Raw genomic sequence first — 22,414 nt, forward strand, 5'->3', positions numbered from 1 at the left:
GGGCTCAAGTCCTCTCGGTCAGCGCGAGCCGGGAAGGGCCGCGCACGAGCATCCCGGTCTTCCAGTCGATTCCCGCTTCGCCGCGGGCCAGCCGCAGTCCCGGCGCCGCCGAGACCAGCACTTCCAGCGCCACCCGCAGTTCCAGCCGGGCCAGCGGCGCGCCGAGGCAGAAGTGCGCGCCGGCGCCGAACCCGAGGTGCGGATTGGGCGCGCGGGCGAAATCGAGCCGGTCCGGGTCGGCGAAGACGTCCGGGTCCCGGTTGGCCGCGGCGGACGCGGGCACGACGGGCGAGCCCGCCTCGATCCGCGTCCCGCTCAGCACCACGTCTTCGACGGCGTAGCGCGGGGTCGTGCCGTTGGCCTCCAGCGGCACGTAGCGCATCAGCTCCTCGACCGCGGACGGGATCAGCCGCGGGTCGCCCGCCAGCGCCTGGAACCGGGCGCGGTCGGCCAGCAGCAGGTAGAGGAAATTCGGCAGCTGGGCGGACGTGGTTTCGTAGCCCGCTACGAGCACGGTCATCACCACGATCACCAGTTCGGCGTCGGTCGCGTCGCCGGTCGCCTGCGCCGCGAGCATCGCCGAGATCAGGTCGTCCGCTGGGCGCCGCCGCCGCTGCGCCACCAGCGCGACGACGAAGTCCCACATCTTCCCGGTCGCGGCCAGCCGCTCCGCCTCGGAGATCGAGGTGGTCGCCAGTCCCGCTTCGGCCCAGGCCCGGAAGCGGGCGCGCTCGGCGTAGGGCACGCCGAGCAGTTCGCAGATCATCTTCAGGGTGAACGGCAGGGCGAACTCCTCGACGGCGTCGAATTCCTCGCCCGAGACAGCGTCGAGGATCAGTTCGGTGGCGATCGCCGTGGCGCGGTCGCGCAACCGGGCCACAGTCCTCGGGACGAACGCGTGGCGGCAGATCGAGCGGAGCCGGGTGTGTTCCGGCGGGTCCATCGCGACGATCCCGCCGGTGAAGTTCTCCTCGGTGACCCGGGGGACGTCGCGCCCCAGCGAGGCGGCGCGGGAGAACCGCGGATCGGTCAGCACTGTGCGGACGTCGGCGTACCGGGTGACCAGCCAGGCTGGCTCGCCGTACGGGAATTCGACCCGGCTGACCGGCTCGAATCGTTGGAGGAACCGGTATTCCGGCTCGAGGTCCAAGGCGGCCGCGCGCGGGAACGGGAAGCGCGCGGCGGCCACGGCCGAATCCCTGGTCGAATCCCTCACGCCCGGACCTCCGGCTCGCTCGGCAGCAGGCGGTTTTCCGTCACGACCGCCTCCGCACCCCGGCGGGGGACGAGCATCGGCCCCTTCGGCGCGACCGCCTCCGGCGCGGTGCGAGCGGGTTCCAGCCGGACGTGCCGCAGGATCGTGCTGATGATCGTGCGCATCTCGACCATCGCCAGCGACGCGCCGAGGCACCGGTGCGTGCCGCCGCCGAAGGGCAGGAAGTGCGCGCTCGGCGGCTCAGCGGGGAAGAACCGCCCGAGCGAGTAGGTCTCGGGTTCGGGGTAGAGGTCCGCGGACCGGTGCAGCAGGCCGAGCGACACCGCGAACATCGTCCCGGCAGGGAAAGTCCACGCACCGCAGGTCCACGGCCGGGTCCCGATCCGGCCTACGTCCAAAGTGGACGGGCGGAGGCGGATCGCCTCGTGGATGGCCGCGTCGAGCATCTTCGAGTCCGCGCCGAGGGCCGCGGTGCGGACCTGGTCGAGCGCGCCGGGAGTGCGCAGCACGCGTTCGAAAAACCACGCCAGCTGGGTCGCCGTCGTCTCCTGGCCGACGGCGAGCAGAGTGACGAGGTGGTCGCGCAACTCGTCGTCGGAGACGGGTTCGCCTTGGCGGGCAAGGAGAATCGAGAGCACGTCGCGGCCGCTGACGGCTGGGCCCGCTGCCCGCCGGCCGGCGATCTCCGCGTAGATGATCCCGTCGACCTCGCGCAGCAGCCGCTGGAACCGCGCCCACGGGCCGAATCCGCCGAAGTTCCGGCGCAGCGCGGGCAGCAGGACGAGCAGCGGGTTGAGGTCGAGCAGACGCGGCACCAGCACGCGCAGCCGGTCCAGCCGGGCCGAGTCGGTGATGCCGAAGACCGCGCGGATCATCACCTCGAGCGTGACCCGCTGGAAGCAGTCGAGCAGCCGGACGGTGCGCCCGGCGGGCCAGCGCCGGATCTCCTGCTCCGCAATGGACACCATCACCTCCACGTACGCGGCGACGTTGCCGCCGTGCAGCGGCGGCATCAGCTCCTTGCGGCGGCTGGCGTGCCTGCTTCCGTCGGACATCAGCAGCGAGTGGCGGCCGACGACGAACTTGATCGGCTCGTTCGCGGCGGCCGCGGTGAAGTCGCTTGCGTCGTCGCGCAGGATCCGGCGGATGCCCTCCGGAGAGCAGACATAGACGACGTTGCCGAAACCGAGGATGCGAGCGGTGAACAACGGGCCGTAACGCCGCAGGCAGGAACTGCCGAATCGCACCGGAGCCGCCGCCCACATCAGGGTCTGCACGAGCGCGGGCAGCCGCGGCCCGGGCGGCAGCGATCGGCGAACCGGCGAGGCGTCCAGGGCGGCCCGTCGCTCGCGCAGCCCAGTCATCGCTCGGCTCCGTCGCGGCGGGCCATCGCCTTGAGCCAGCGGCCGAGGCCGCGCAGCGCGAACGTGTGCGCGATCAAGTCGTCGGTGTAGCAGAGGTCGTCGAAGTACAGCCCGACGTTGCTCGGCCGCCACGCGCCTTGGTCGTCCTGGTGGTTCACCACCCACTCCACGGCGCGCAGCACGGCGGGGCCGCCCGGGTCTTCACCGCCCGCGAGGAGCGCGAACAAAGCCCACGCCGTCTCCTCCGCGGTGCTGCCCTCCGGCGGAAGCTCGTGCCGCAGCGGCCAGCCTCCGTCGCCGGACTGGTTGGCCAGCAACCACTTCCGGGCCGCCCCGGCGGTGGGCGAGCAGCCTTCGCCGGTCGCCGCGAACGCCTCCAGCAGCCTGCTGGTGCCGTGGGTGTTGTCGCGGAACCACACCGACGCGATCGAACCGTCGCGGTCCTGGTGGTCGCGCAGGTACTCGCGGGCCCGCGCGAGGGCCGAGCCGGGGGAGTCCGGCAGGCCGAACCGGTGCAGCGCCAGCACGGCGTGCGCGGTGACGCCGGGACACGGCCGGTCGTTCATGATGTGCGTGTCGCGCACCCACTCCGACCACGAACCATCGCGGTTCTGCATCTTCAGCAGCCAGTGGATGCCGAGCTGGACCGCGGGGTGCGCACGGGGCACGCCGAGGTCGGCCAGCGCGCCGAGCACGACGGCGGTGTCCTCGGACTCCGGCCAGCCCGACGGGTTCGCCCAGCCCCATCCGCCCGCCGGGATGCCGAACTGGCGGAACGGCTTGGTCCACTGGTTGCGCAGCAGCCATTCCCGGGTCCTGCGCAGCAGCGGATCGTCCGCCGGGTCCCGGAATTCGCTGAGCGCCATGACCGCGTAGGCGGTGACCGAGATTTCCAGGTCCCGGTCGATGGCCCACGAGCCGTCGTCGCGCTGGGTCTGCAACAGGTAGTGCAGGGACGACAGCTGCAGATCGGTGCCGACGCCCGCGTGCCGCAGCCCGAGGTAGACGAAACCGGCGATCATCGGGCACTCTTCGATGCCGCCGTTGGTTCCCGAGATCTCCCGCAGCCAGTCCAGCGCCTTCGGCTCGGCGATCCGGCCGAGGAGCCTGCGGGGGAGACCGCGCTTCATGGTCCGGCTCTGCATGATGCCGAGGCCGAGGATGGCGGGCAGCGCGATGGACACCTTGTTGCGCCACTTCCGCGGCACCAGCACGGTCTCGACCGGAAGGTCCGGCTGCTGCTCGAAGTCGCGCAGGCCGGTCAGCGCCCAGATGGTCGGCAGCGCGGCGGGCCACGTCTTCGGGGCCGTGCCGGACAGGCCGGGAACGACGTTCACCGCGTCGTTGTCGTCGAGGAACGCGCACGCCCGCTCGATCGCGTCGGATGCGCCGTCCCGGTCGATCTCGTGCAGCGCAGCCAGGCCGAACGCGGTCATTCCCGGGCTGCTCGGCCACTCGGCGTCGGCCATCGCCCAGCCGCCGTCCTCGCGCTGATAGGCGCGCAGCCACCGGACGGCCGCGTCGACGCGGTCCCGGTACCCGACCGGATCGGCACGGTGGAGCGAAAGCGCGCCGAGCGCGGTGGAGATCGCCGAGGACGACAACCGGTCCACCCACGAACCGTCCTCGCGCTGCCGATCGTACAGGTTCGTGATCGCGCGTTCCGCGGCCTTTTCCGCCCGGGCCTGAAGCTCGTGCACGTCCAATCCCGCTCCGCCTTCCCGTGTGATGAAGCCTTGCCGCGCAACGAAGTCCGGGTCAGCGCGCCACGGCGACGATCCGATAGGTGTTGCCGCCCTGCCCGCGGCGCACCACTGCCTGCGACACCAGGTCCAGCACCAGTGCGAGTCCGAGCGCCGGTGCGGCGAAGGCCAGCGCCGCTTTTCGGAAGAGCCTGCCGGGCAGGCCCGCCGGACGGCTGAGCCACGGCCAGGATCTGGCCGGCGGCAGGCGGTGGTTGAGCGCGGTGAGCAACGCGGCCAAGGTGTCGAACGGCTTGTTCGCCGCGCCGAGTTCGACCCGGGCCACCGCGAAGCCGCGTTCCTTCAGCAGCTGGCACAGGTTCCGCCACGGCATCAGATGCAGGTTCTGCGGTGCCATCCAGCAGTACCAGTATTTCCCGTACAGCCGCGCGAAACGGCTCTGCGGGTTGACCAGTTCGATCAGCGCGACGCCGCCGGGGCGGAGCACCTTGCGCACGGAATCTACTTCCTGCTGCGGCGTGGCGGTGCGCTCCAGGTAGTGGATCAGGCTGACCACGTCGAATTCCGCCGGGTGTTCCTCGGCGAACTCGGCCAGCGGAGCGCGGTCCGCGAAGTCGGCCCAGCCGCGTTCGGCCGCCGCCAGGATCTCCGGGCTCGGGTCCAGCGCCCAGAGCTCCGTCGTGGGAAGCATTGTGCGGGCCTCTCGGCAGAAATGTCCTTGCCGGGCCCCGACGTCGAGCCAGCGCCGAGGCGCGGCCAGGACGCCGATCGACCGGACTCGCGCGCGGTGTGCGGAGCGGGATCGCCGGGCCATGGCGGCGTAGTGCTCGCGGCCCAGCCCGTCGTAGACGTCGCGGCAGTAGTACGCCAGCCCGGTTTCGGTCAGCTGCGGGTTCTGGAAGATGTGGCCGCACGCGGAACATTCGTCCACATCGAACGCGCCGGGTTTGCACTGCCGGGTGTCTGCGACGGTGATCCGGTGCCGGATGTCGTGCGAATCGCACCACGGGCACGAAGCGCTTCGCGGCCGGAAGAACGCGGCGGATTTCGTTTTCCGCTCGTGCTCGTAAGCCTGCCTGCGCGTCCTGGTCTCGGCAGTGCCGGAAACCGGTCGTCGGCCGAGTACCGCCATTGCTGCGCTCCTCCGATACGAGGGCTCGTGGTCCGGGAATCCGGGCGGGAATCAGCGTTCTCCGGCCGGTTTCCTGAACGTAGCCACGCCTGTCGCGGGCGGCAAGCGATCAGCGTGTTCGACGAGCGGCCAACCGGCAGCGCAGGAAAGAGCCGATGGTGCGGCGCAGCCCTTCGGTCATCGAAACCTGATTGGAAAAGCCCAGCGCGCAGAGTTTCCGTCCGTCGCAGTGCTGTTTTTCCAGTGCGCTCGGAAGCCCGGCTCCGGGCACCACTTCGTAGCCGTTCTTGCGAATGGCGGCCGCCTGCTCCCGGTCGTGCGGTTCGCACGCTTTCCCGGCCTGCTCGATCATTTCCGCCACCAGGTCGAGAGTGGTGCGGTGCGCGGCCGGAACCATGTTGAAAGCCTCGCCGCGCGCCCGGGGGTCGAAAGCGATCGTCGCGAGCGCCCGGACGACGTCGGACACGTAGACGTAGTCGCGGCCGTGCGCCATCGAGCCCTCGTAGATCACCGGCGGAAGCGGCCCGGCGGGATCGAAGATCCTGCTCAGCGTCCGCGGCACGATCCGCGACGCGGTGTGCGGATCGCCCGGCCCGAAGACGTTGCACAGCCGGAGAATCGCGACCGGCAGGCCGAATTCGTCGCCGTAGAGCCGCACGAGGTTGTCGGCGGCCATTTTGCCCACGTCGTAGACCCCGCGGGCGTCGAGCCGCGAGGTCTCCACGTACGCGTCGCCGGTCAGCTCCCCGTAGACCTTGTCCGTCGAGGCCAGCACGAACCTGGTCAGGCCGCCGCGGACCGCCCGCGCCGCTTCGAGCAGGTTCGCCGTCCCGCCGATGTTGGTGGCCAGGGAGGCGTGCGGATCGCCGAACGCCGAGTCGACCGTCGAGAACGCGGCCAGATGGAACACGAGGTGCGGCTTCACCTCGCGGACGAGGTCGAGGCATTCGGCGAACGATGTGACGTCCAGGCGGACGGACTCGACCGGATCGTCCGGCGAGGCGGTCCGGTCGGCGGCGACCACGCGAAGTCCCTGACGCGCCAAGCCGGCGGCGAGGTGCGTGCCGATGAAGCCGCGGCCGCCGGTGATCAGTGCCACGCGAGCGGAATCGGTGCGCTGCATGCGGGGGTCCGATCTGGGCTTCGGGCTGGGTGCGGGCACCGGAGGGGAGTTCCGCGGCGGATCGGCTGTCGTTCGCGAGATTTCGCCGGGCGGCGGTGCGGTCAGGCGCGCTCGGCCTGACGGCCGTGGTGGCGCAATTCGTCGACCTGCTCGCCGAACGCGGCCCAGAACCGGGCGTTGTGCCGGGCGAGGTCCGCGACCGTGCCGAGGCAATGCCGGGGGATGCTTTCCGCGGGCGGCGCGGCGGCCTGGCCGGCGAGGACGTGCGCGTCCAGCCAGCGCAGCAGCGCCCGGCCCGCCTCGCTGAACCGCAGCGACGGATCCCGGCGCAGCGTCTGCATGATCACCGCCGGGTCCAGGTCCGGCCCGGGCGCGGGACGCCGGGCCTGCCGCGACCCGCCCGTCCGCTGGACGGGCACCAGCGCCTGGCCCAGATCCAGCCGGTTGCGCACGTCGAGCACGGTGGACGGGGCGATGCCCGCGGCACGGGCGATGTCGCGCAGCGACCGGTTCGGGTCCGCCCGCATCAGCTCCCCGGCCAGCCGCCTGCCCGCCGAACTGTCGAGCGGCCGGAGCCTGCCGTCCCGGCCGACCCGCGTGTTCGACCGTGCGTCCTCGACACTCGAACACCTGCGGATCGCGCCGACGGTGGTCGCGGCCAGCCCGGTGACCTGTGCGATCCACCGGTCCGACCGCGCGGGGTGGCTCAGGATGATGCGCCCGGCCGCCGCCTTGCGGTCGGTCAGCGAGAGCGGCAGGCCGTTGGCCGTGTTCGCCTCCACCGCGAGCACGAACGCGTCGTGCTCGTCGCCGTCGAAGAACCGCGCCTCGATGAGCCGGCGGGCGCCGAGTTCCGCGGCGCGCAGCCGGTGGGCCCCGTCGATCACCCGCATGGTCGCCCGGTGCACGATGATCGGCGGCAGCCGGATGTCCAGTTTCGCCAGCACGCCCGCGTGCTCGTCGTCGACCCCGGCCACCCGCAGCGAATCGCCCGGCCGCAGCGCGCGCACCGGCACCAGTTCGGGGGACGCGCCGTCCGCGTTGTACCTGCGCCAGATCGACGGCGGGTCGGCGTGCGCGGCTTCCTCGCGAGGTTCGCGGTCCATCCGGTGCCCACCCTTCCGTACGCGGTCGTTTGCCCGGGGACGCCCGGTGTCCTCAACAATTGAGGAGGAAGAGGAGAAACAACAACCCCTCGGGGGAATTTTCCCAAGATCGAGTGCTCCGCACTGCCCGTCCGGACCAATCGGGGAAAGGTACCGTGCACGCAGTCGTCGGTCCACGGGAGCGCTATTCCGGGGATGCGCTCCGAACAGGGGAGTTTCGGTGAATTCGAGTCTTCCGGGGTTAGTCTTACCGGGCGATTTTCGCGAGCTGTGAGCGCGGCGCGCGGTCGGTCCCGGACGCCCCTTTCTGTGGTGACACTGGGAGATTTCGTCCGTGCCGGAACCCGGACAGGTGACGCCGCGTCGCTCCCCGTCAAGGGAATTGCCGTCCAGTCGATGGCGAGCCGCGCGGCGTGGAATATTCTCCGTTGCTCGTGCCGGAAAGCGCGGCGCGAGAAGAATTTCCCGGACGTCCAGGTGTTATCGTGCTCGTGCGATCCACGCGGAATTTTCCCGCTGATATCGAGCAGCCGAGCCGATTTCGGGAGTCCATGATGAGCGACGACGCGCCCGCCTACCCGTTCCGTCTTCCCGACGCGCTGAGCCCGCCGCCGGAATGGGCGGCCCTGCGGGCGGGGGAGCCGGCGGCGGAGGTGCGGTTGCCCAGCGGGGACCGGGCAGTGCTGCTCACCCGGTACGAGGACGTCCGGCGGGTGCTGTCCGACCCCCGGTTCGCCCGGCACCCGGAGAGCGCGGACGCCGCGCGGGTCACCGCGAACGAGGGCGGCGGCGTGTTCGGCGAGAAGCTGACGGAAGACGAACTGCACCAGCGCTGGCGGCAGATGATCAGCCGGGCGTTCGCGCCGAAGCGCGTGCAGGCGCTGCGGCCGCGGATCGAGGAGATGGCCGAATCCCTCGTGGACGCGATGATCGAGCGCGGGGCTCCCGCGGATCTGCTGCGGGAATTGGGTTTTCCGTTGCCGAGATGGGTGATCTGCGACCAGCTGGGCGTGCCGGACGCCGACCGGGACCGGTTCGCGCACTGGTCGGACACCATGCTTGCGATGACCCGCTTCACCCAGGCCGAGATCGACGCCGCGCAGGCGGAGTTCGCCGCCTATTTCTCGGCGCACATCGCCGCCAAACGCGCCGCCCCCGGCGACGACCTGATCAGCGAGTTCATCCGGTTCGCCGACGGGTTCGGCGGCGGCCTCCCCGAGGAGATCCTGATCGGCACCAGCCAGGGCCTGCTGGTCGCCGGCTACGAGACGACGGCGGGCATGATCGGCAAGACGGCCGCGCTGCTGCTCGCCGAACCGGACCGCTGGGCCCGGCTGCGCGCCGAACCGGGCCTGATCCGCACCGCCGTCGAAGAGGCGCTGCGCTTCGACGCCAATCCGGGCTTCGGGGTGCCGCGGTACCTCTCCGCCGAAATCGAGGTCGCGGGCCGCACCGTGCCCGCGGGTTCGATGGTGGTGTGCAGCATCGGCGCGGCCAACCGAGACGAACGCGCCTTCGCTGACGCGGCCCGGATGGACCTGCGCCGCACCCCGAACTCGCATCTCGCGTTCGGCGCCGGGCCGCACGGCTGCATCGGCCAGGCGCTCGCCCGGGTCGAACTGCACGCCGTGCTGCGGGTGCTGCTGCGGAGGCTGCCCACGCTGGAACTGGCCGAGCCGTCCGCGGAGCTGGGAGTGCGGGAGGGGCTGGTGGTAGGCGGGCTGGAGCGGGTGCTCGTGCGGTGGTGACCGGCTGGCGGCTTGTGCCGGTGGCGAGGGCTGTCGGGCGGTGAATGCCCGGCGGTTTTCGTCGGTGGAGAAGGCCGTCCGGTGGTGACCCGCCCGGCCGCTTCTGCCCACTGCGGGAAAACCCCTTATTGCCGCCCGGCCCCCGAGCGCAGCCGAAACGCATTGTCGGCACGCATGCCCTCCGCGCGCGAACCATGCTGCGACGAAAGGCATACGTGCCGACGTTTCGCCCGGCCGATTCCGGCCCCGGATCGGGAAATACCGGCTGAACTCGTCACTTCCGTGCTCCCGCGGCACTCCTCGGGCCGCGGCGGGCGGCTCCGGCGCTAGCCCTGAAGGAGTTCCTGGATCCCGCTGACGAACTCGTCCCGCGAGATCACGCCGTCCTTGTTGGCGTCCATCGCGTCGAAGTCGTAGCGCGGGTCGGACTGGTCGATCTGCCATACGCCCTGGAGATAGCGGCCGAGTTCCTCCCTGCTGATGCTGCCGTCCCCGTCGGCGTCGACGAGATCGAAGATCACGTGCCCGCCGACCTTGGCGCTGTCCATCCGGCTCGCATCGCCCGTGGCGCGCCGGGTGGCCTCGACGAACTCGTCCTTCGACAAGCGGTCCCCGGAAGCCCCGGAGTGCCGCAGCAGCTCCATCCAGTGCATTTGGTAAAACGCCCGGAGTTCCCTGATCCGGCGGTCGTCGTCGCCGACCCCCGCCGTCTTCCGGTAGCGGTCGATGAGGAGTTCGTAATCCGTCCAGTCGAGGCGGCCGTCGTGGTTGAGGTCGAGTTTGTCGAACTCCGCCGCGATCACCGAGTCGACGGAATCCGCAGGTGCGCTAGCCATCTGATAGTCCCCTTGGGTAGTGGGCGGTCGATGGGTTTCCGAATACCAGAATGCGAGCGCCCGGACGCGAGCACAATGGGTTTCAGTCGCGAGGACCGGGCGTTTACCTGATAGTGTGGGCGGAGCGGAACGTGGCGTGATTCTTTCCTGTTTCTGACTCCGCTGCCCGTGTCTCCCGGTAGTCCGGTTGCCGGGCACCTCCATGCCGTATCAGGGTTTTCGTGTTTCCGGCGGATCGGGTCAACCGGCGGTGGCGGCCGGGTGCGGCGGGGCGGAAGAGAATATTCCGTGCGGCGGGAACGGAATCCGTTGCGCGGCCACGCGAGATCCGGGCGGGGCGAAATCCGTTCGCGTCGCCGGAATTGCCGCGCGGCCGCGCGCCTGTGGCTGCCGGGTTTTTCCGGCGGAGAGAGAGCCGGGCGAGCGGGACGGTCGAACCGTGCTTCCCGCCGATCGCCGCGACGGCGGGGAAATGCCGGGCGGAGCATCGGGCAGCGGTCTGTCCGCAATGGACACTTCTGGGCGAGGGCCGCTGGCTTGCTTCGAGGCGTGGAGGACGTCGCCGGGCGAAGGGTCTGCCGACCCGCTCCGGGTGCGTCCGACGCCGCCGTGGCCTTGGCTCCGGCAGGGTCCGGGAAACTCGTCGTCCTCTGGACGACATCTCTGTTGTCATCGATCCGATGACATGCTACAACGATGGTGCGTGTTGACGCCCAACGTTGAAAGGTGGAGGTGGATACCGGATGTTGATGCGCACTGACCCGTTCCGCGAGCTGGACCGCTTCGCTCAGCAGGTCTTCGGGGCCGGGACCCCGGGAACCTGGTCCAGGCCGGCCGCGATGCCGATGGACGCCTGCCGCGCCGGCGACGAATACATCGTCTGTTTCGATCTGCCCGGTGTCGATCCCCGGGCCATCGAACTGGACGTCGAGCGCAACGTCCTCACCGTCAAGGCCGAACGGCGGCCCCAGCATGCCGGCGGGGACGTGCAGATGCAGGTCTCCGAACGGCCGCTCGGGGTCTTCTCCCGGCAGTTGTTCCTCGGCGACGCGCTCGACGCCGACCGCATCACCGCGGACTACGAGGCAGGCGTGCTGACCCTGCGGATCGCGATCGCGGAAAAGGCGAAGCCCCGCAGGATCGAGATCGGCGACGGCGGGAAATCCGGCCGGAAGGAAATCCGGAGCTGAGCCGGCTCCGGGCGGTCCGGAGGCTCCCGGCTCGCCCGGAGCTGTCGCGCGACGCCCTCGCCCGGGTCAGGCGAAAGAACGCAAGCCCTTGTACCGGAAGGAAACGCGTTCTCGGCGCACTGCCCTCGCGGAGAGGGGCGTACGACACCGCCGCAACGCGCGCGGCTCCGGTCTCGGAGCGCGAACGGCGCACACGGGCCAGCTACTCGCTCGCCAGTTTCTTCCCGGCGTCGTAGAGCAGTTGGAGGGCGTCGGAACCGGCGACCGCGGTCAGCACGGTCGCCGCGAAGCGGGTCACGCGGGGAGCGAAGACGAGGCCGGCGCCCAGCCCGCTCGCGACCCAGACCGCGAGGCAGAACGGACAGGTGAGAAGCTCTCCCACCGAATGCCGGGCCCCGTGTCCGCGCGCTGATTCGTTCAGTTCGCCTTCGCCGGCCGGCTCCTCATACGCGTGAACGGCGCCCGCAACGGGCTGGTGACGGCATCCTTGCTGAGCAGCCGGCTCGCCTTGAAAGTCGCGGCGGCCAGCAGAATCGTGTCGCCGAGCCCCCACCGTTCGGGCAGGCGCGCGCCGACGGCCCGGCCCAGCACGGCAAGACCGCCGGCGGCCCCGCCGTACGCGGCCAAGACAGCCAGATAGCCGCCCAGCGGCCGTTCGGCCTCGCCGGCATAGCGGCGGCGGATTTCTGATGGCAACAGCCTTCCTCCTCAGCTCGGAACGGGCGATCCAGGTGCGGGCCGTGCCGAGGGAAGCAGCGGGGCCCGCGCCGCGCCGGGATTCGTCCCGGGCGCAGTCGCGCTGGAGTTGTTCGCGGACTGCGTACCCGGAAGCGCCCGCCGGAAACGCCCTCGCCGGTGATCATGCGGACCACGAGTTTCCGGTCCGGCACGGGTTTCGGCTCGCCCGGGAACGACGCGTTCAGAAGCCGGGCGCGGAATCCGCGGCCCCGTCGCTCCGGAGGTGCGTCGGCGGCGGATGAGCAGCTCGTCGTGCCCGCGGGGGCTGACCCGCGTCAGCCGCGAAGGGCGGGCCCGATCCAGCGGCGGACGAGCGCGCGCAACCGGTCGTCGGTGAGCCCCGGCGTCGGGTAGTGCAGGAAGGAAATGAAGAGCCGCATCAGGATTTCCGCGAGCCCTTCGAGGTCGTCGTCGGTGGCGACGCCTGCCGCGGGCCAGTCGACGGGCAGGTTGCGGAGAATGCGCGCGCCGAGGGAGAAGGCCAGGGGAGAGGTGACTTCGACGGTGAAGAAGTCGGTCTCGTCCGCCTGCAGGAGGAGTCCCAGGCGCGGGTCGCGGGGCACGGCCCGGACGGCGAACACGACAGATTCCACGGCGGCCTCTTCGGCGCTGCCGAACGCGGCCAGATGGCGTTCCATCCGCTCGGCGAACTCCTCGACGCCGGCCAGCGCCACCGCGCGGAGAATGTCGGCGAGGCGGGGGAAATAGCGGTAGACGGTCTGCCGGGTCACGCCGAGTTCGGCGGCGACGTCGGAGAGATTCGTCTTGGCGGCTCCGACGCGGTCGACGCAGGCCGTCGCCGCCTCGACGATCCGGCGGCGCGCCTCGTCCTCGGTGCCGGGCGGGTTGCCCTGCCATCCGTGATGCCCCATGCGCCTCATCCTCCCCGAAGGGAACGAGTCAGGCAGCGGCAGGCTCCGTTCGCCGGACCGGGTTCCGCCGGTACAGCGCGGCCAGCAGCAAACCGGCGCCCAGGAAGCAGGCGAGCGCGTAGAGGCCGCTTCCGGTGGGCGTGCCGTCGCTGGTGACGCCGTGGTGCGCGGAGAAGTAGGACGGCAGGGCGCTGATCCAGAACACCGCCATCCCGGCCAGGTAGGCGGCGGGATAGAACCGGGCGAAGGCAGACAGGGGTTCGCGATCCGGCGCTCGCGAGAAGACGATCCAGGCGCCGGCCAGCCAGATCAGCACCAGTTCGGCGCCGAGGATCCAGGCTTGCGCGGCCGGGTCGGGACGGTCGCCGCCGAAGAGGCTCGACGGGATTCCGGCGATCGCCATGGCCGGCGGGGTGAGGACTCCAGCCGCCAGGACGCGCGGCGCCAGCGACCGTGCCGGGCGAGGCGACGTGCCGGCCAGGCGGACGACCAGGTAGGTCATGGCTCCCATCGAAACCGAGGCGAACAGCAGCATGCTGGTCATCGGCACCGACGCCAGCGCCGGATGGTTGACGACGCGGTTGCCCGGGTTCCAGGCCCACCATTTCAGCTGCGGGCCCAGCTGGTCGAAGACCTCGTAGAACACCTGGCAGGCGAAGGCGACGGCCACCGCCCCGGCGAACGGGCCGCGGCGGCGGAAGATCCCGAGCGACCGCACGAGTTCGTAGGCGAGCTGGCTGATCATCGGGTAGAACGCCACGATGTAGAGCGGCAGCCGGTCCGCCATGAACTGCACGGTGAACTGGTTGTGCGCGAAGATGAATCCGTACAGTTTGTCGAGCCCGAACCATTCCGGGAAATACAGCGGCGGCTCGGTCACGAAGAGATAGACCAGCGAAGCGAACCACAGCGCCAGATTGGCCGGATCGCCCGCGCGGTGGCGGCGGACGGCGTGCACGAGCGCGAAAACCGCACCGGCGACGACCAGCAGTTCGAGCAGCGGCATCGTCCAGTGCGCGAGATCCCACGGGGCGCGCAGCGAGACCACGGGGGAGACGTCGTGGCAGTCGAAACCGAGGCCGCGGGTGACCGCCTCGGCGTCCGGCCCGCACGCGGCGCTCATCGTGCGGCGGCGAGGGTCGCGGTGCTGTCCGGCGAGTAGTCCGTGGCAGGCGGTTCGGCCTGCGGATCGAACCCGGCCGGGACGCGTCGGCGGCCCAGCGCCACGCGCAGGCGATAGCGCACGAGCCCCGCGAGGACCCGCGGATTCGCCAGCATGTCTCCCAGCGATTCGTCGAGATTGAACACCTTGGCGAAATGCTCGTCGACGACCGGGTATTCGCGGGCCGCGCCGACGATGAGGCTGAACGCCGGGGCGGACACCGCGGAGAGGAAGCGGCGTTTCCACTCGGGCAACTGCTCGGTGCCGGTCGCGCAGGCGTAACCCTGGTCCCTCGCCATTGCGAGCCGCCACGGAACGCCGAGGAGTTTGCGTTGCTGCGCAAGGAATCGCGCGAAGAACTTGGCGTCGAGTCGAGTGGTGCGGGAAAGCTGCTCGCGCAGGAGCAACGCCGAACTCGAAGCGGAGCTGATGCCCTGAGCGTAGAACGGATTGAACGCGCAGATCGAGTCGCCGATGAACACCAGGCCTTTCGGCGGCGTGCGCAGGAGGTCGTAGCGCCGCCATTTGTTGCCGGTCGACCGGGTCAGATGGACTTCCGAGACAGGGGAGCAGCGGTCCATCGCCTCGGCGAACAACGGCGTGCGCACCCGGCGGGCGGACGCGGTGAACGCCTCGGTGTCGCGCGGCATTTCGAGGCCCCAGGAACCCATGCAGGCGATGACGCGGTTTCCCTCCACCGGGAAGAAGTTGACCAGGAACTCGTGCTCGGCGGGATGGGCGCGCTTGTCCGGGGTCGGCATGATCACCAGGTGCTGCCACCACCAGGACGGGGGCCGCTCGGCGGGGGCGGGCAGGTCGTACCAGCGCGAGGTGTAGGTGACCTTGGCGTCGAGGGTCCGGATCTCGGGTTCGGGCCAGCCCGCGGCCGCCAGCCAGCTGCCGGCTGAAGAGCCGCGGCCCATCGCGTCCGCCACGAGGTCGGCGTCCAGGTGCTCGTCGCCGCCGGCGGCGGAGAAGCGGACCCCGGTCACCGCCCCGTCGCGGGTGCCGCCGCCGCGCGTGGTCAGGCCGTGCACCTTCGCGCCTTCGCGGATGACGACGTTCGCCAGCTGCCGGACCTTGTCGCGCAGCACGCGTTCGATGAGGATCCGCGAGCTGTAGATCATCGTCATCGTGCTGCGCTTGCGAGCCGACCACCCCTCCCCGTCGAGGTAGGCCGCGTCCATCGACGGCATCAGGTGCAGCCCGCCCGCGGCGACGAGGTCGTCCTCGAACCCGGGCAGGAGCGCCCCGATCGCGCGGCGGCCCGAGTTCAGCAGGAAGTGCGGATGCTTGCTCTGCGGCACGCCGCGCCGGTGCCCGGCCCCCGCCGGCAGCTCGTCGCGTTCGAGCACCACTACCTGGTCGAAATGCGGGGCGAGCGCCGCCGCCGTGCACAGACCGGCGACGCTCCCGCCCAGGACGACGGCGGTTTTGCCGAGCCGCATGGGGATCAACTCCCTGTGTCATTCCCGCACTGTGTCATTCATACACTGGATGTTTGAATGTATGAATGACGGCCGTGGGGTGTCAAGGAGCCGTTCGCGTGGGTTCCGCCCCGTCAGCGCTCGCGCACCCGCTCCAGCTCCCGGATGGCCCGCGCGACGGCGGGGGAGTCCTTGCTCAGGATCTTGCTGTGGTTGCTCGCGACCTTCGCGCTCAGCGTGACGTTCGGATTGGCGGCCAGGATCCGGTCGAGCACCTTGCGGCCCTCCTCCATTTCCCCCGCCTCGCTGCCGAGACTGTCGCCGGACGCCAGGACGAACTTCACCGGCCGGGTCGCCCGCTCCAGCACCGGCACGCTGGCGGCGGCGATCTCGTTGAGTTCGATGTTGATGTCGGCGTGCTCGTCGGCGCTCATCCGCGCGCCGAGGCCGAACCGGGCGGCGATCGGCAGCAGCAACCGGTAGCGGCGGAACGTCTTGCGGATGCGCTCGTGCCCGGCCTCGCCGGTCAGGCCGACCGGGAAGGCGTCGACGATCACCGAGCCCGCGACGCGGTCCGGGTGCCGGTCGGTCCAGTGCCAGGCGAGGATGCCGCCGTAGGACCAGCCGGCCAGCAGCGGCTGCTCGACGCCTCTCGCGCGGAGGACGGCGTCCAGGTCCCGCAGGGCCCCTTCGAACGTGTAGTCCCCGGAGCGCCGGGACTTGCCGCGGGCGCGTTCGTCGTAGCTGATGTGCCGGTAGCCGGGGCCGAGGTCGGCGATGACGTGCTTCCAGTGGTTCTGGTCGGCGTAGGCGCCGTTGAGGTAGACGACGGGACGGCCGGGGCCGCCGGTGTCGCGGACGTACAGTTCGGTGTCGTCGACGGGCAGCATGCCAGTCCATGCGTTCATGGTTTCGCTCCTAAAAGGACAGCAGGGGTCAGGACCAGGTGACCGGGAGTTCGTGGACGCCGTAGATGTTCATGGTGGTGCGGAGCGGCACATCTGCGGCCGGGACCGCGAGCCGCAGGTCGGGGAAACGGCGCAGCAGCCCCTCGAACCCGGCGCGCATCTCGATGCGGGCCAGCTGCTGTCCCAGGCACTGGTGGATGCCGTGGCCGAAGGCCACCTGGCCGCGGACCTTGCGGTGCAGGTCGAGGGTGTCGGGGTTCTCGAAACGGTGCGGGTCGCGGTTGGCGGCGAGCAGCGAGACGACGACGGTCGAACCGGCCGGGATCGTTTCGCCGCCGAGTTCGACGTCTTCGGTGGCGTAGCGGTAAAAGATGTCAGCGACCGACAGGTAGCGCATCAGCTCTTCCACCGCGTTCGGGAACAGCGTCGGGTCGGCGCGCAGTTCGGCCAGCTGCGCGGGGTTCTCGAGCAGCGCGAAAACGCCCAGCGACAGCATGTTCGCGGTGGTCTCGTGTCCGGCCAGCAACAGCAGGAACGCCATGCCGGTCAGCTCTTCGACGCTGATGTCCTCGTCGCGGGCGAGGTCGGAGAGGATGTCCTCGCCCGGCTCGGCGCGCTTGTCCGCGCACAGCTGGCCGAGGTAGCCCATCATCGCGCCGAACGCGGCCATCTTGTCTTCGAGGTTCACGTCCCGTTCCATGAACTTCGACGAGTTCGACTGGAAGGTCTCGCGGTCGGCGTACGGGACGCCGAGCAGCTCGCAGATCACCAGCGACGGCACCGGAAGCGCGAACTCCCGCACCAGATCGACCGGCGGCGCGAGCCGCGCGACCGCGTCCAGCTGCTGTTCGGTGATCGCGATGATGCCGTCTTCGAGCTGCTTCATCCGCTTGACGGTGAACGCGCCGGTGAGCTTGCGCCGCAACCGGGTGTGGTCGGGCGCGTCCATGCTGATGAACAGGCCGGGGATCTGCGGCGACGGTTCGGTGGCGACCGGCATTCCCGGCGTCTCGTACGGCACGTGGACGACGCCGAGGTCCTGCCGGCTGCTGAACCGCGCGTCGGACATGACCTTCCGGACGGCGTCGTACCCGGAGACGAGCCAGCCCTCGTGGCCGTCCGGGAAGAGCATCGGGCTGGCCGGGCGGGTCCCGCGCGCCGCGGTGATCGCGGCGGGCGGGTCGAACGGGCCGGCGTCGCGGTCCATCGGCAGGCCGTGGAGCGGGGAACCCTGCTGGCTCATCGGAAATCCTCTCGTGGTGGCTTGATGTCACCACGATCGCCGAGAGGTCAGACACCGGGCAGTCACGGCCCTGACACGAGCCGGGAGCCGCGTCAGGACGCGAGCGGCGCTGCTGTCAGCTCGGTCCAGTCGCTCGCCGCGCCCTCCCGCGTGGCCCGGTCGAACGCTTCGTCGCCGAGGTGGCTGCGCGCCTCTTGCTCGATCCGCGGCACGTCCGGGTTTGACAGGTCTTTCTGGCCGAGCACGCGCGCGCTCGCCGCCAGCAGGCGCGCGGCGTGGTCGTACTGCGCGCGCCGCAGCGCCAGGTCCGCGACCCCGACGATCGCCTGCGCGAGCACGGGCGCGTGCCCGGTTTCCGCCGCCGCACGGCAAGCCGCGGCACGGTGTTCGCGTGCCTCGTCGAGATCGGCGGCGAACCAGGCGCGCAGGTCGTGGTCCGCGGCGCGCAGATGCGGTTGCCTCGCTTCTTCGCCCAGCAGGCTCATCGCGTGGCCGAACTGGTCGAAGGCGGCCTCCGCGTTGCCGTTCCACCGGGCCAGCTCCGCCCGGACCAGCGCGAGCGAAGCCAGCGTTCCCGGCCACGTGACGCCTTCCGCGAGGCTTTTCGCCTCGGCCACGGCGGCGGCGCTGGCGTCCTTGTCGCCGGAGAGCCAGTGCAGCCGCACCTGCCGCATGCGCATCTGGACGACGTCGTCGAGCGCATCCAGTTCGGCGACGACGGCGACCGCCTGGCCGAAGTGCTCGTTGGCCTCGGCGAACTCGCCGCGCACGGCCAGGCGATCGGCGAGTTCGGTCTGCGCGAACGCGATGCCGAACCGTTCGCCGAGCACCCGGAACTCGACCAGCGCTTCGTCAAACCACGATTCGCAGTCCTGGCCGAGCATCATCCGCATCTTGCCGATGTGCAGCCGGGACAGCGCGCGGACCCACGGGTCGTCGTCGGCCAGCAGCGACTCCCAAGCGGTCAGGGTCGCGTCCGGGTCGCGCAGCATCCGCTCCAGCGGCACCACCAGCCGCAGCGCCGCATGGTAGTGCCGGCCGTCCTTGCCGAATTCGTAGGCCTTGTGGATCCACTCCGCGGCTTCCGGCACATCGCCGGGTCCGGAGGTGATGAACATCGAGGTCAGGGCGTACACCACTGCCCGGATCTCGTCGGGGACCTCGCCGGGAGTCGCGATCGCGGCGGTGATCAGCTCCATGCCCTCGGCCTTGCGGCCCACGAGCCACCAGTACCAGCCGCAGGCGGCGGCGAGCCGCATCGCGGCGTGCGCGTCGCCGGTCGCGAGCGCGCCGCGCATCGCGGAGACGAGATTGTCGTGCTCTGCCTTCAGAACGGCGAGCCATTCCAGCTGCTCGCCGCGGCGCAGGTGGGGTTCCGCGGTCTCGGCCAGTTCGGTGAAGTACGCGAGATGAGCCTGGCGGGCAAGGTCGGTTTCGCCGGCTTCGGCGAGCCGTGCGGCGCTGTATTCCTTGATCGTGCCGAGCATCCGGTACCGCGGCTCGCCTTCGCCGAACGCGACGAGCAACGACTTGTCGCTGAGCGCGGTGAGCAGGTCGAGCACCTCGTACTCGTCGACCAGATCTCCCGCGCAGACCCGTTCCGCCGCTTTCAGGCTCGCGCCGCCGGCGAACACCGACAGCCTCCGCAGCACGAGCCGTTCGCCGTCGCTGAGCAGTTCCCAGCTCCAGTCGACCATCGCGCGCAACGTCCGGTGCCGGGGCAAAGCGGTGCGGCTGCCGCCGGTCAACAGCCGGAACCGGTCGTCGAGGCGGTCCGCGAGCTGCTCGGCGGACATCGTGCGGAGCCGGACCGCGGCCAGTTCGATCGCCAGCGGCATCCCGTCCAGTGCGGTGCAGATGCGGGCCAGCGTCCGGTCGTCGGCGAGATCGTCGCGTCGCGTCGTAGCCCGGTCCCGCAGCAGCCGGACGGCCTCGGCCCGCGCGAGCGGTTCGACCGGCCACAACGCTTCCCCGGTGATGCCCAGCGGTTCCCGGCTCGTCGCGAGAATCCGCAGCCCGCGGCATTCGCCGAGCAACCGGTGCGCGAGGGCGGCGGCGGACTCGATGACGTGTTCGCAGTTGTCCAGCACCAGCAACGCTTCCCGGTCGCGGATCGCCGAGATCAGCCGGTCCGCCGGATCCGCGGAGGAAGGTTCGCCGAGCAGCGCGTCGCGCAGGCCGAGCCCGGACAGGGTGGCCTGCGCGACGTCGTCGCCGCTGCCGATCGCGGCCAGCTCCACCAGCCACGCGCCGTGGCGGAAGTCAGCCACCATCGTGCGGGCGGTTTCCGTGGCCAGCCTCGTCTTTCCCGATCCGCCGGGTCCGATCAGGGTGGTGAGCCGGTGGCCCGACACGAGGTCGCGGACCGCGGCGACGTCGGCCTCTTTCCCGACGTAGCTGGTGAACTCCGCGCGCAGGTTGGTCTTGCGGCTTTCCTCGCGCCGTCCCACTTCGCCCCGCAGCAACGCGACGTGCAAGGCGGACAGTTCGGGCGAGGGGTCGGCACCCAGCTCGTCGGCCAGCGTTTCCCTGACGCGCTGGAACGCTTGCAACGCCTCGGTGTTGCGGCCCGCGGCGGCCAGCGCGCGCATCAACGCGCCGACCAGCTTCTCCCGCACCGGGTGCGCGGCCACCAAGTCGGTCAGTTCCGGGACGAGGTCCGCGCCGCGTCCGAGATCGATCTCTGCTTCGAACCGGTCTTCCGTGGCCGCCAGCCGCAGGGCTTCCAGCCGGGTAGCCGCCGCCTCGAACGCCTCGCTGTCCGGCAAGCCGACGTCCTGCATCGCCGGACCGCGCCACAACTCCAGCGCTTCGCGCAGCCGCCCGGGACCGTGGTCCTCCCGGGCCTGGGCGACAAGCCGCTCGAAGCGCACGGCGTCGACCGCGTCCGGGTCGATCGCCAGCCGGTAGCCGTCGGTCATCCCCTCGACCACGGCGCCCGGCAGTGCCTTGCGCAGCCGGGAAACCAGGCGTTGCAGGGCATTCGCCGCCTCGGCGGGCGGGTGCTCGCCCCAGATCCAGTCGATCAGCGTCGCCTTCGGGACCACTTGGCCCGGCCGGAGCGCGAGGGCGACGAGCAACCCGCGCAGCCGCGCGCCCGGAACATCGGCCACGCCGCCGTCGCGGACCTCGAAGGGACCCAGGATCTTGATCTGCACCCGCCCGATCCTGCCATCCGCAAGGAAGGTCAGGCAGCCGAATAGAGAACGATGTCGTCGAGCCGCGTGCGGGCGTGCACCTTGAGCGTGACGCCCGAGCTGTCCGGCGTGCCGAGAGTGCTGCGCACCAGGCCCTTCGTGCTCTTCGCGTCCACGGCGGCGGAGGTGCCCGCGCTGACGCCGACCTCGATTCCGCCGGCCGCGTTCGACAGCTCCACCTGGCCGCGCGTGACCCGGCCGATCCGGATCGGGCAGTTGGCGGCCTTGGCGACGACGCTCGCGTCCGCCGTGCCGATCTCGAAGCTGCCGTTCGAACCGCCGAGGTCGACGTCGGAGCGGGCGTGCCCGATCCAGACCTTGCCGCTCGTGCCCTGGTACCGGACCTCGCCGCCGGCCTCGCCGATCCGCAGGCCCGCCGTGCTGCCCTCGACGACCGCTTCGCCGGCGACCTGCCCGACCGCGAGCCCGCCCGCGCCGAGGTTGCCGCGCAGGGCGGCGACCTGGTCGAGCTGGACCTGGCCCGAGCCGATGTTGACCTCGCAGTCGCCGAGGACGCCGTCCGCCTGCACGTCGGTCCACGCGGTGTTCAGGACCAGTTTGGACCCGGCGGGCAGTTCGATCGCGATGTCGACAGAGCCGGTCTGCCGGCCGGACTTGGTCGTCTTGACCGCCAGCACGCCGCCGGCGAAGTCGACCTTGGTCTTCTCGGCGACCTTCACGTCGGTGGAGTTCGCCGCGTCGACGGGCTGCACCCGCACAACGGTCTCGGCGCGCTCGCCCGCGGTGATCCGGACGCGGGCGCCGGCCGTGGTCAGCGCGGCGGTGATGGGGTTCGGGGTGGTGAACGTGGACATTTTCGGTCTCCCTGGCTGGGTTTGCGGTTCGTTGTGACCACATTCGCCTGCTGGGCGGACACGCGGCTGTCACGGCTCAGACGCGGGGGAGAGGGGGCGTGTCAGCATCGGGTGCGGGTGGCGTCGAAGTAGGCGGTCACCTCCGGCCGCCACATGAGGACGACCGCCGCGATCACCATCGCGGCGAAGCCCAGCGGAATCAGCAAGTACGCTGCGTAGGCCGGATTGGCGATCATCGTCATCGGCACGGTGACTGGTGAAATGAGCCCCGGCGCTCCCAACACGGTGAGCAGGATCCGCGCGCCCCGGTACCCGGCACGCAACGAGAACGCCGCCAGCACGATGACGATGCCGATGATGACCGGCACTGTGGGCACGCCGACGATCATCCAGAGGACGAAAGCTCGTTTCAGGTTCGCGGGCTTCGCGAGCACTGTGCCCGGGAGCGGAATTCGAGGCGGGGGACCGGCACGGCGAGCGGTACGGCGCCGGGCCCACTTGTCAGCTCTGGGTTCGTTCATCGCCACAGGGAACCCCTGTGGCGCCGGGACCCCTCCCCGCCAGGCCGCGTGGTGCCTCGTACCTCGCCGTTGTGCTCAGTGCCGACCGGGAGCGGCGTCGAGAAGCAAGCCGC

The 22,414-nt window shown here is 70.8% G+C and carries 17 protein-coding genes and 1 pseudogene; 2 read left to right on the forward strand and 16 right to left on the reverse strand.

Annotated elements, in window-relative coordinates; all coding sequences use genetic code 11:
- Window positions 1–4: 4 nt before the first annotated feature.
- The 6 genes from ACWGIC_RS12110 to ACWGIC_RS12135 all read right to left on the reverse strand — a co-directional run bounded on the left by ACWGIC_RS12110 (window position 5) and on the right by ACWGIC_RS12135 (window position 7,644).
- Window positions 5–1,189 carry a cytochrome P450 gene (locus ACWGIC_RS12110; RefSeq protein ID WP_452075924.1) on the reverse strand — a complete coding sequence of 395 codons (1,185 nt, stop codon included), beginning with the start codon at window positions 1,187–1,189 and terminating at the stop codon, window positions 5–7.
- Window positions 1,190–1,212: 23 nt separating this feature from the next.
- Window positions 1,213–2,580: a cytochrome P450 gene (locus ACWGIC_RS12115; protein ID WP_452075925.1), complete on the reverse strand. Its 1,368-nt coding sequence runs from the start codon at window positions 2,578–2,580 to the stop codon at window positions 1,213–1,215.
- Entirely contained in the window at window positions 2,577–4,280 is a 1,704-nt protein-coding gene (locus ACWGIC_RS12120) for a hypothetical protein (RefSeq protein WP_452075926.1), read from the reverse strand. The genes ACWGIC_RS12115 and ACWGIC_RS12120 overlap by 4 nt, the downstream gene beginning before the upstream one ends.
- Window positions 4,281–4,338: 58 nt before the next feature.
- A complete protein-coding gene (locus ACWGIC_RS12125) occupies window positions 4,339–5,415 on the reverse strand; it encodes a class I SAM-dependent methyltransferase (protein ID WP_452075927.1) in 1,077 nt (358 codons plus the stop codon).
- A 109-nt stretch (window positions 5,416–5,524) separates the two neighbouring features.
- Entirely contained in the window at window positions 5,525–6,538 is a 1,014-nt protein-coding gene (locus tag ACWGIC_RS12130; RefSeq protein WP_452075928.1) for an NAD-dependent epimerase/dehydratase family protein, read from the reverse strand.
- 101 nt (window positions 6,539–6,639) lie between these two features.
- On the reverse strand, window positions 6,640–7,644 hold the full coding sequence (locus ACWGIC_RS12135) for a streptomycin biosynthesis protein (protein WP_452075929.1): 1,005 nt from the start codon (window positions 7,642–7,644) through the stop codon (window positions 6,640–6,642).
- A gap of 551 nt (window positions 7,645–8,195) precedes the next feature.
- Here ACWGIC_RS12135 and ACWGIC_RS12140 point away from each other — a divergent pair.
- Entirely contained in the window at window positions 8,196–9,392 is a 1,197-nt protein-coding gene (locus ACWGIC_RS12140; RefSeq protein ID WP_452075930.1) for a cytochrome P450, read from the forward strand.
- Between the two features lie 326 nt (window positions 9,393–9,718).
- Here ACWGIC_RS12140 and ACWGIC_RS12145 read toward each other — a convergent pair whose 3' ends face one another.
- Window positions 9,719–10,228, reverse strand: coding sequence for an EF-hand domain-containing protein (locus ACWGIC_RS12145; protein WP_452075931.1), 510 nt, complete (start codon window positions 10,226–10,228; stop codon window positions 9,719–9,721).
- 743 nt (window positions 10,229–10,971) lie between these two features.
- On the opposite strand from ACWGIC_RS12145, the gene ACWGIC_RS12150 reads away from it, so the two are divergent.
- Complete coding sequence (locus ACWGIC_RS12150) at window positions 10,972–11,418, forward strand: Hsp20/alpha crystallin family protein (protein WP_452075932.1); 447 nt, start codon at window positions 10,972–10,974, stop codon at window positions 11,416–11,418.
- A gap of 202 nt (window positions 11,419–11,620) precedes the next feature.
- Here the strand turns inward: ACWGIC_RS12150 and ACWGIC_RS12155 are convergent.
- The 9 genes and pseudogenes from ACWGIC_RS12155 to ACWGIC_RS12195 all read right to left on the reverse strand — a co-directional run bounded on the left by ACWGIC_RS12155 (window position 11,621) and on the right by ACWGIC_RS12195 (window position 22,301).
- A pseudogene (locus ACWGIC_RS12155) lies at window positions 11,621–12,009 on the reverse strand (DUF1360 domain-containing protein).
- A gap of 422 nt (window positions 12,010–12,431) precedes the next feature.
- On the reverse strand, window positions 12,432–13,028 hold the full coding sequence (locus ACWGIC_RS12160; protein WP_452075933.1) for a TetR/AcrR family transcriptional regulator: 597 nt from the start codon (window positions 13,026–13,028) through the stop codon (window positions 12,432–12,434).
- A gap of 28 nt (window positions 13,029–13,056) precedes the next feature.
- Window positions 13,057–14,151, reverse strand: coding sequence for a hypothetical protein (locus tag ACWGIC_RS12165; protein ID WP_452075934.1), 1,095 nt, complete (start codon window positions 14,149–14,151; stop codon window positions 13,057–13,059).
- Window positions 14,148–15,638, reverse strand: a complete 1,491-nt coding sequence (locus ACWGIC_RS12170; RefSeq protein ID WP_452075935.1) for an FAD-dependent oxidoreductase — start codon at window positions 15,636–15,638, stop codon at window positions 14,148–14,150. Before ACWGIC_RS12170 ends, ACWGIC_RS12165 begins: the two co-directional genes overlap by 4 nt.
- Window positions 15,639–15,751: 113 nt before the next feature.
- Window positions 15,752–16,525, reverse strand: a complete 774-nt coding sequence (locus tag ACWGIC_RS12175) for an alpha/beta fold hydrolase (RefSeq protein WP_452075936.1) — start codon at window positions 16,523–16,525, stop codon at window positions 15,752–15,754.
- A 28-nt stretch (window positions 16,526–16,553) separates the two neighbouring features.
- The gene (locus tag ACWGIC_RS12180; protein ID WP_452075937.1) at window positions 16,554–17,768 is read right to left on the reverse strand and encodes a cytochrome P450; all 1,215 of its coding nucleotides are present in this window, start codon (window positions 17,766–17,768) and stop codon (window positions 16,554–16,556) included.
- Window positions 17,769–17,860: 92 nt separating this feature from the next.
- Window positions 17,861–20,926 (reverse strand): BTAD domain-containing putative transcriptional regulator, encoded by a 3,066-nt coding sequence (locus ACWGIC_RS12185; protein ID WP_452075938.1) that lies wholly within the window; start codon window positions 20,924–20,926, stop codon window positions 17,861–17,863.
- 29 nt (window positions 20,927–20,955) lie between these two features.
- Complete coding sequence (locus ACWGIC_RS12190; protein ID WP_452075939.1) at window positions 20,956–21,780, reverse strand: hypothetical protein; 825 nt, start codon at window positions 21,778–21,780, stop codon at window positions 20,956–20,958.
- A 101-nt stretch (window positions 21,781–21,881) separates the two neighbouring features.
- Complete coding sequence (locus ACWGIC_RS12195; protein ID WP_452075940.1) at window positions 21,882–22,301, reverse strand: hypothetical protein; 420 nt, start codon at window positions 22,299–22,301, stop codon at window positions 21,882–21,884.
- Window positions 22,302–22,414: the final 113 nt, after the last annotated feature.

Source organism: Amycolatopsis sp. NPDC054798 (genome assembly GCF_053611505.1).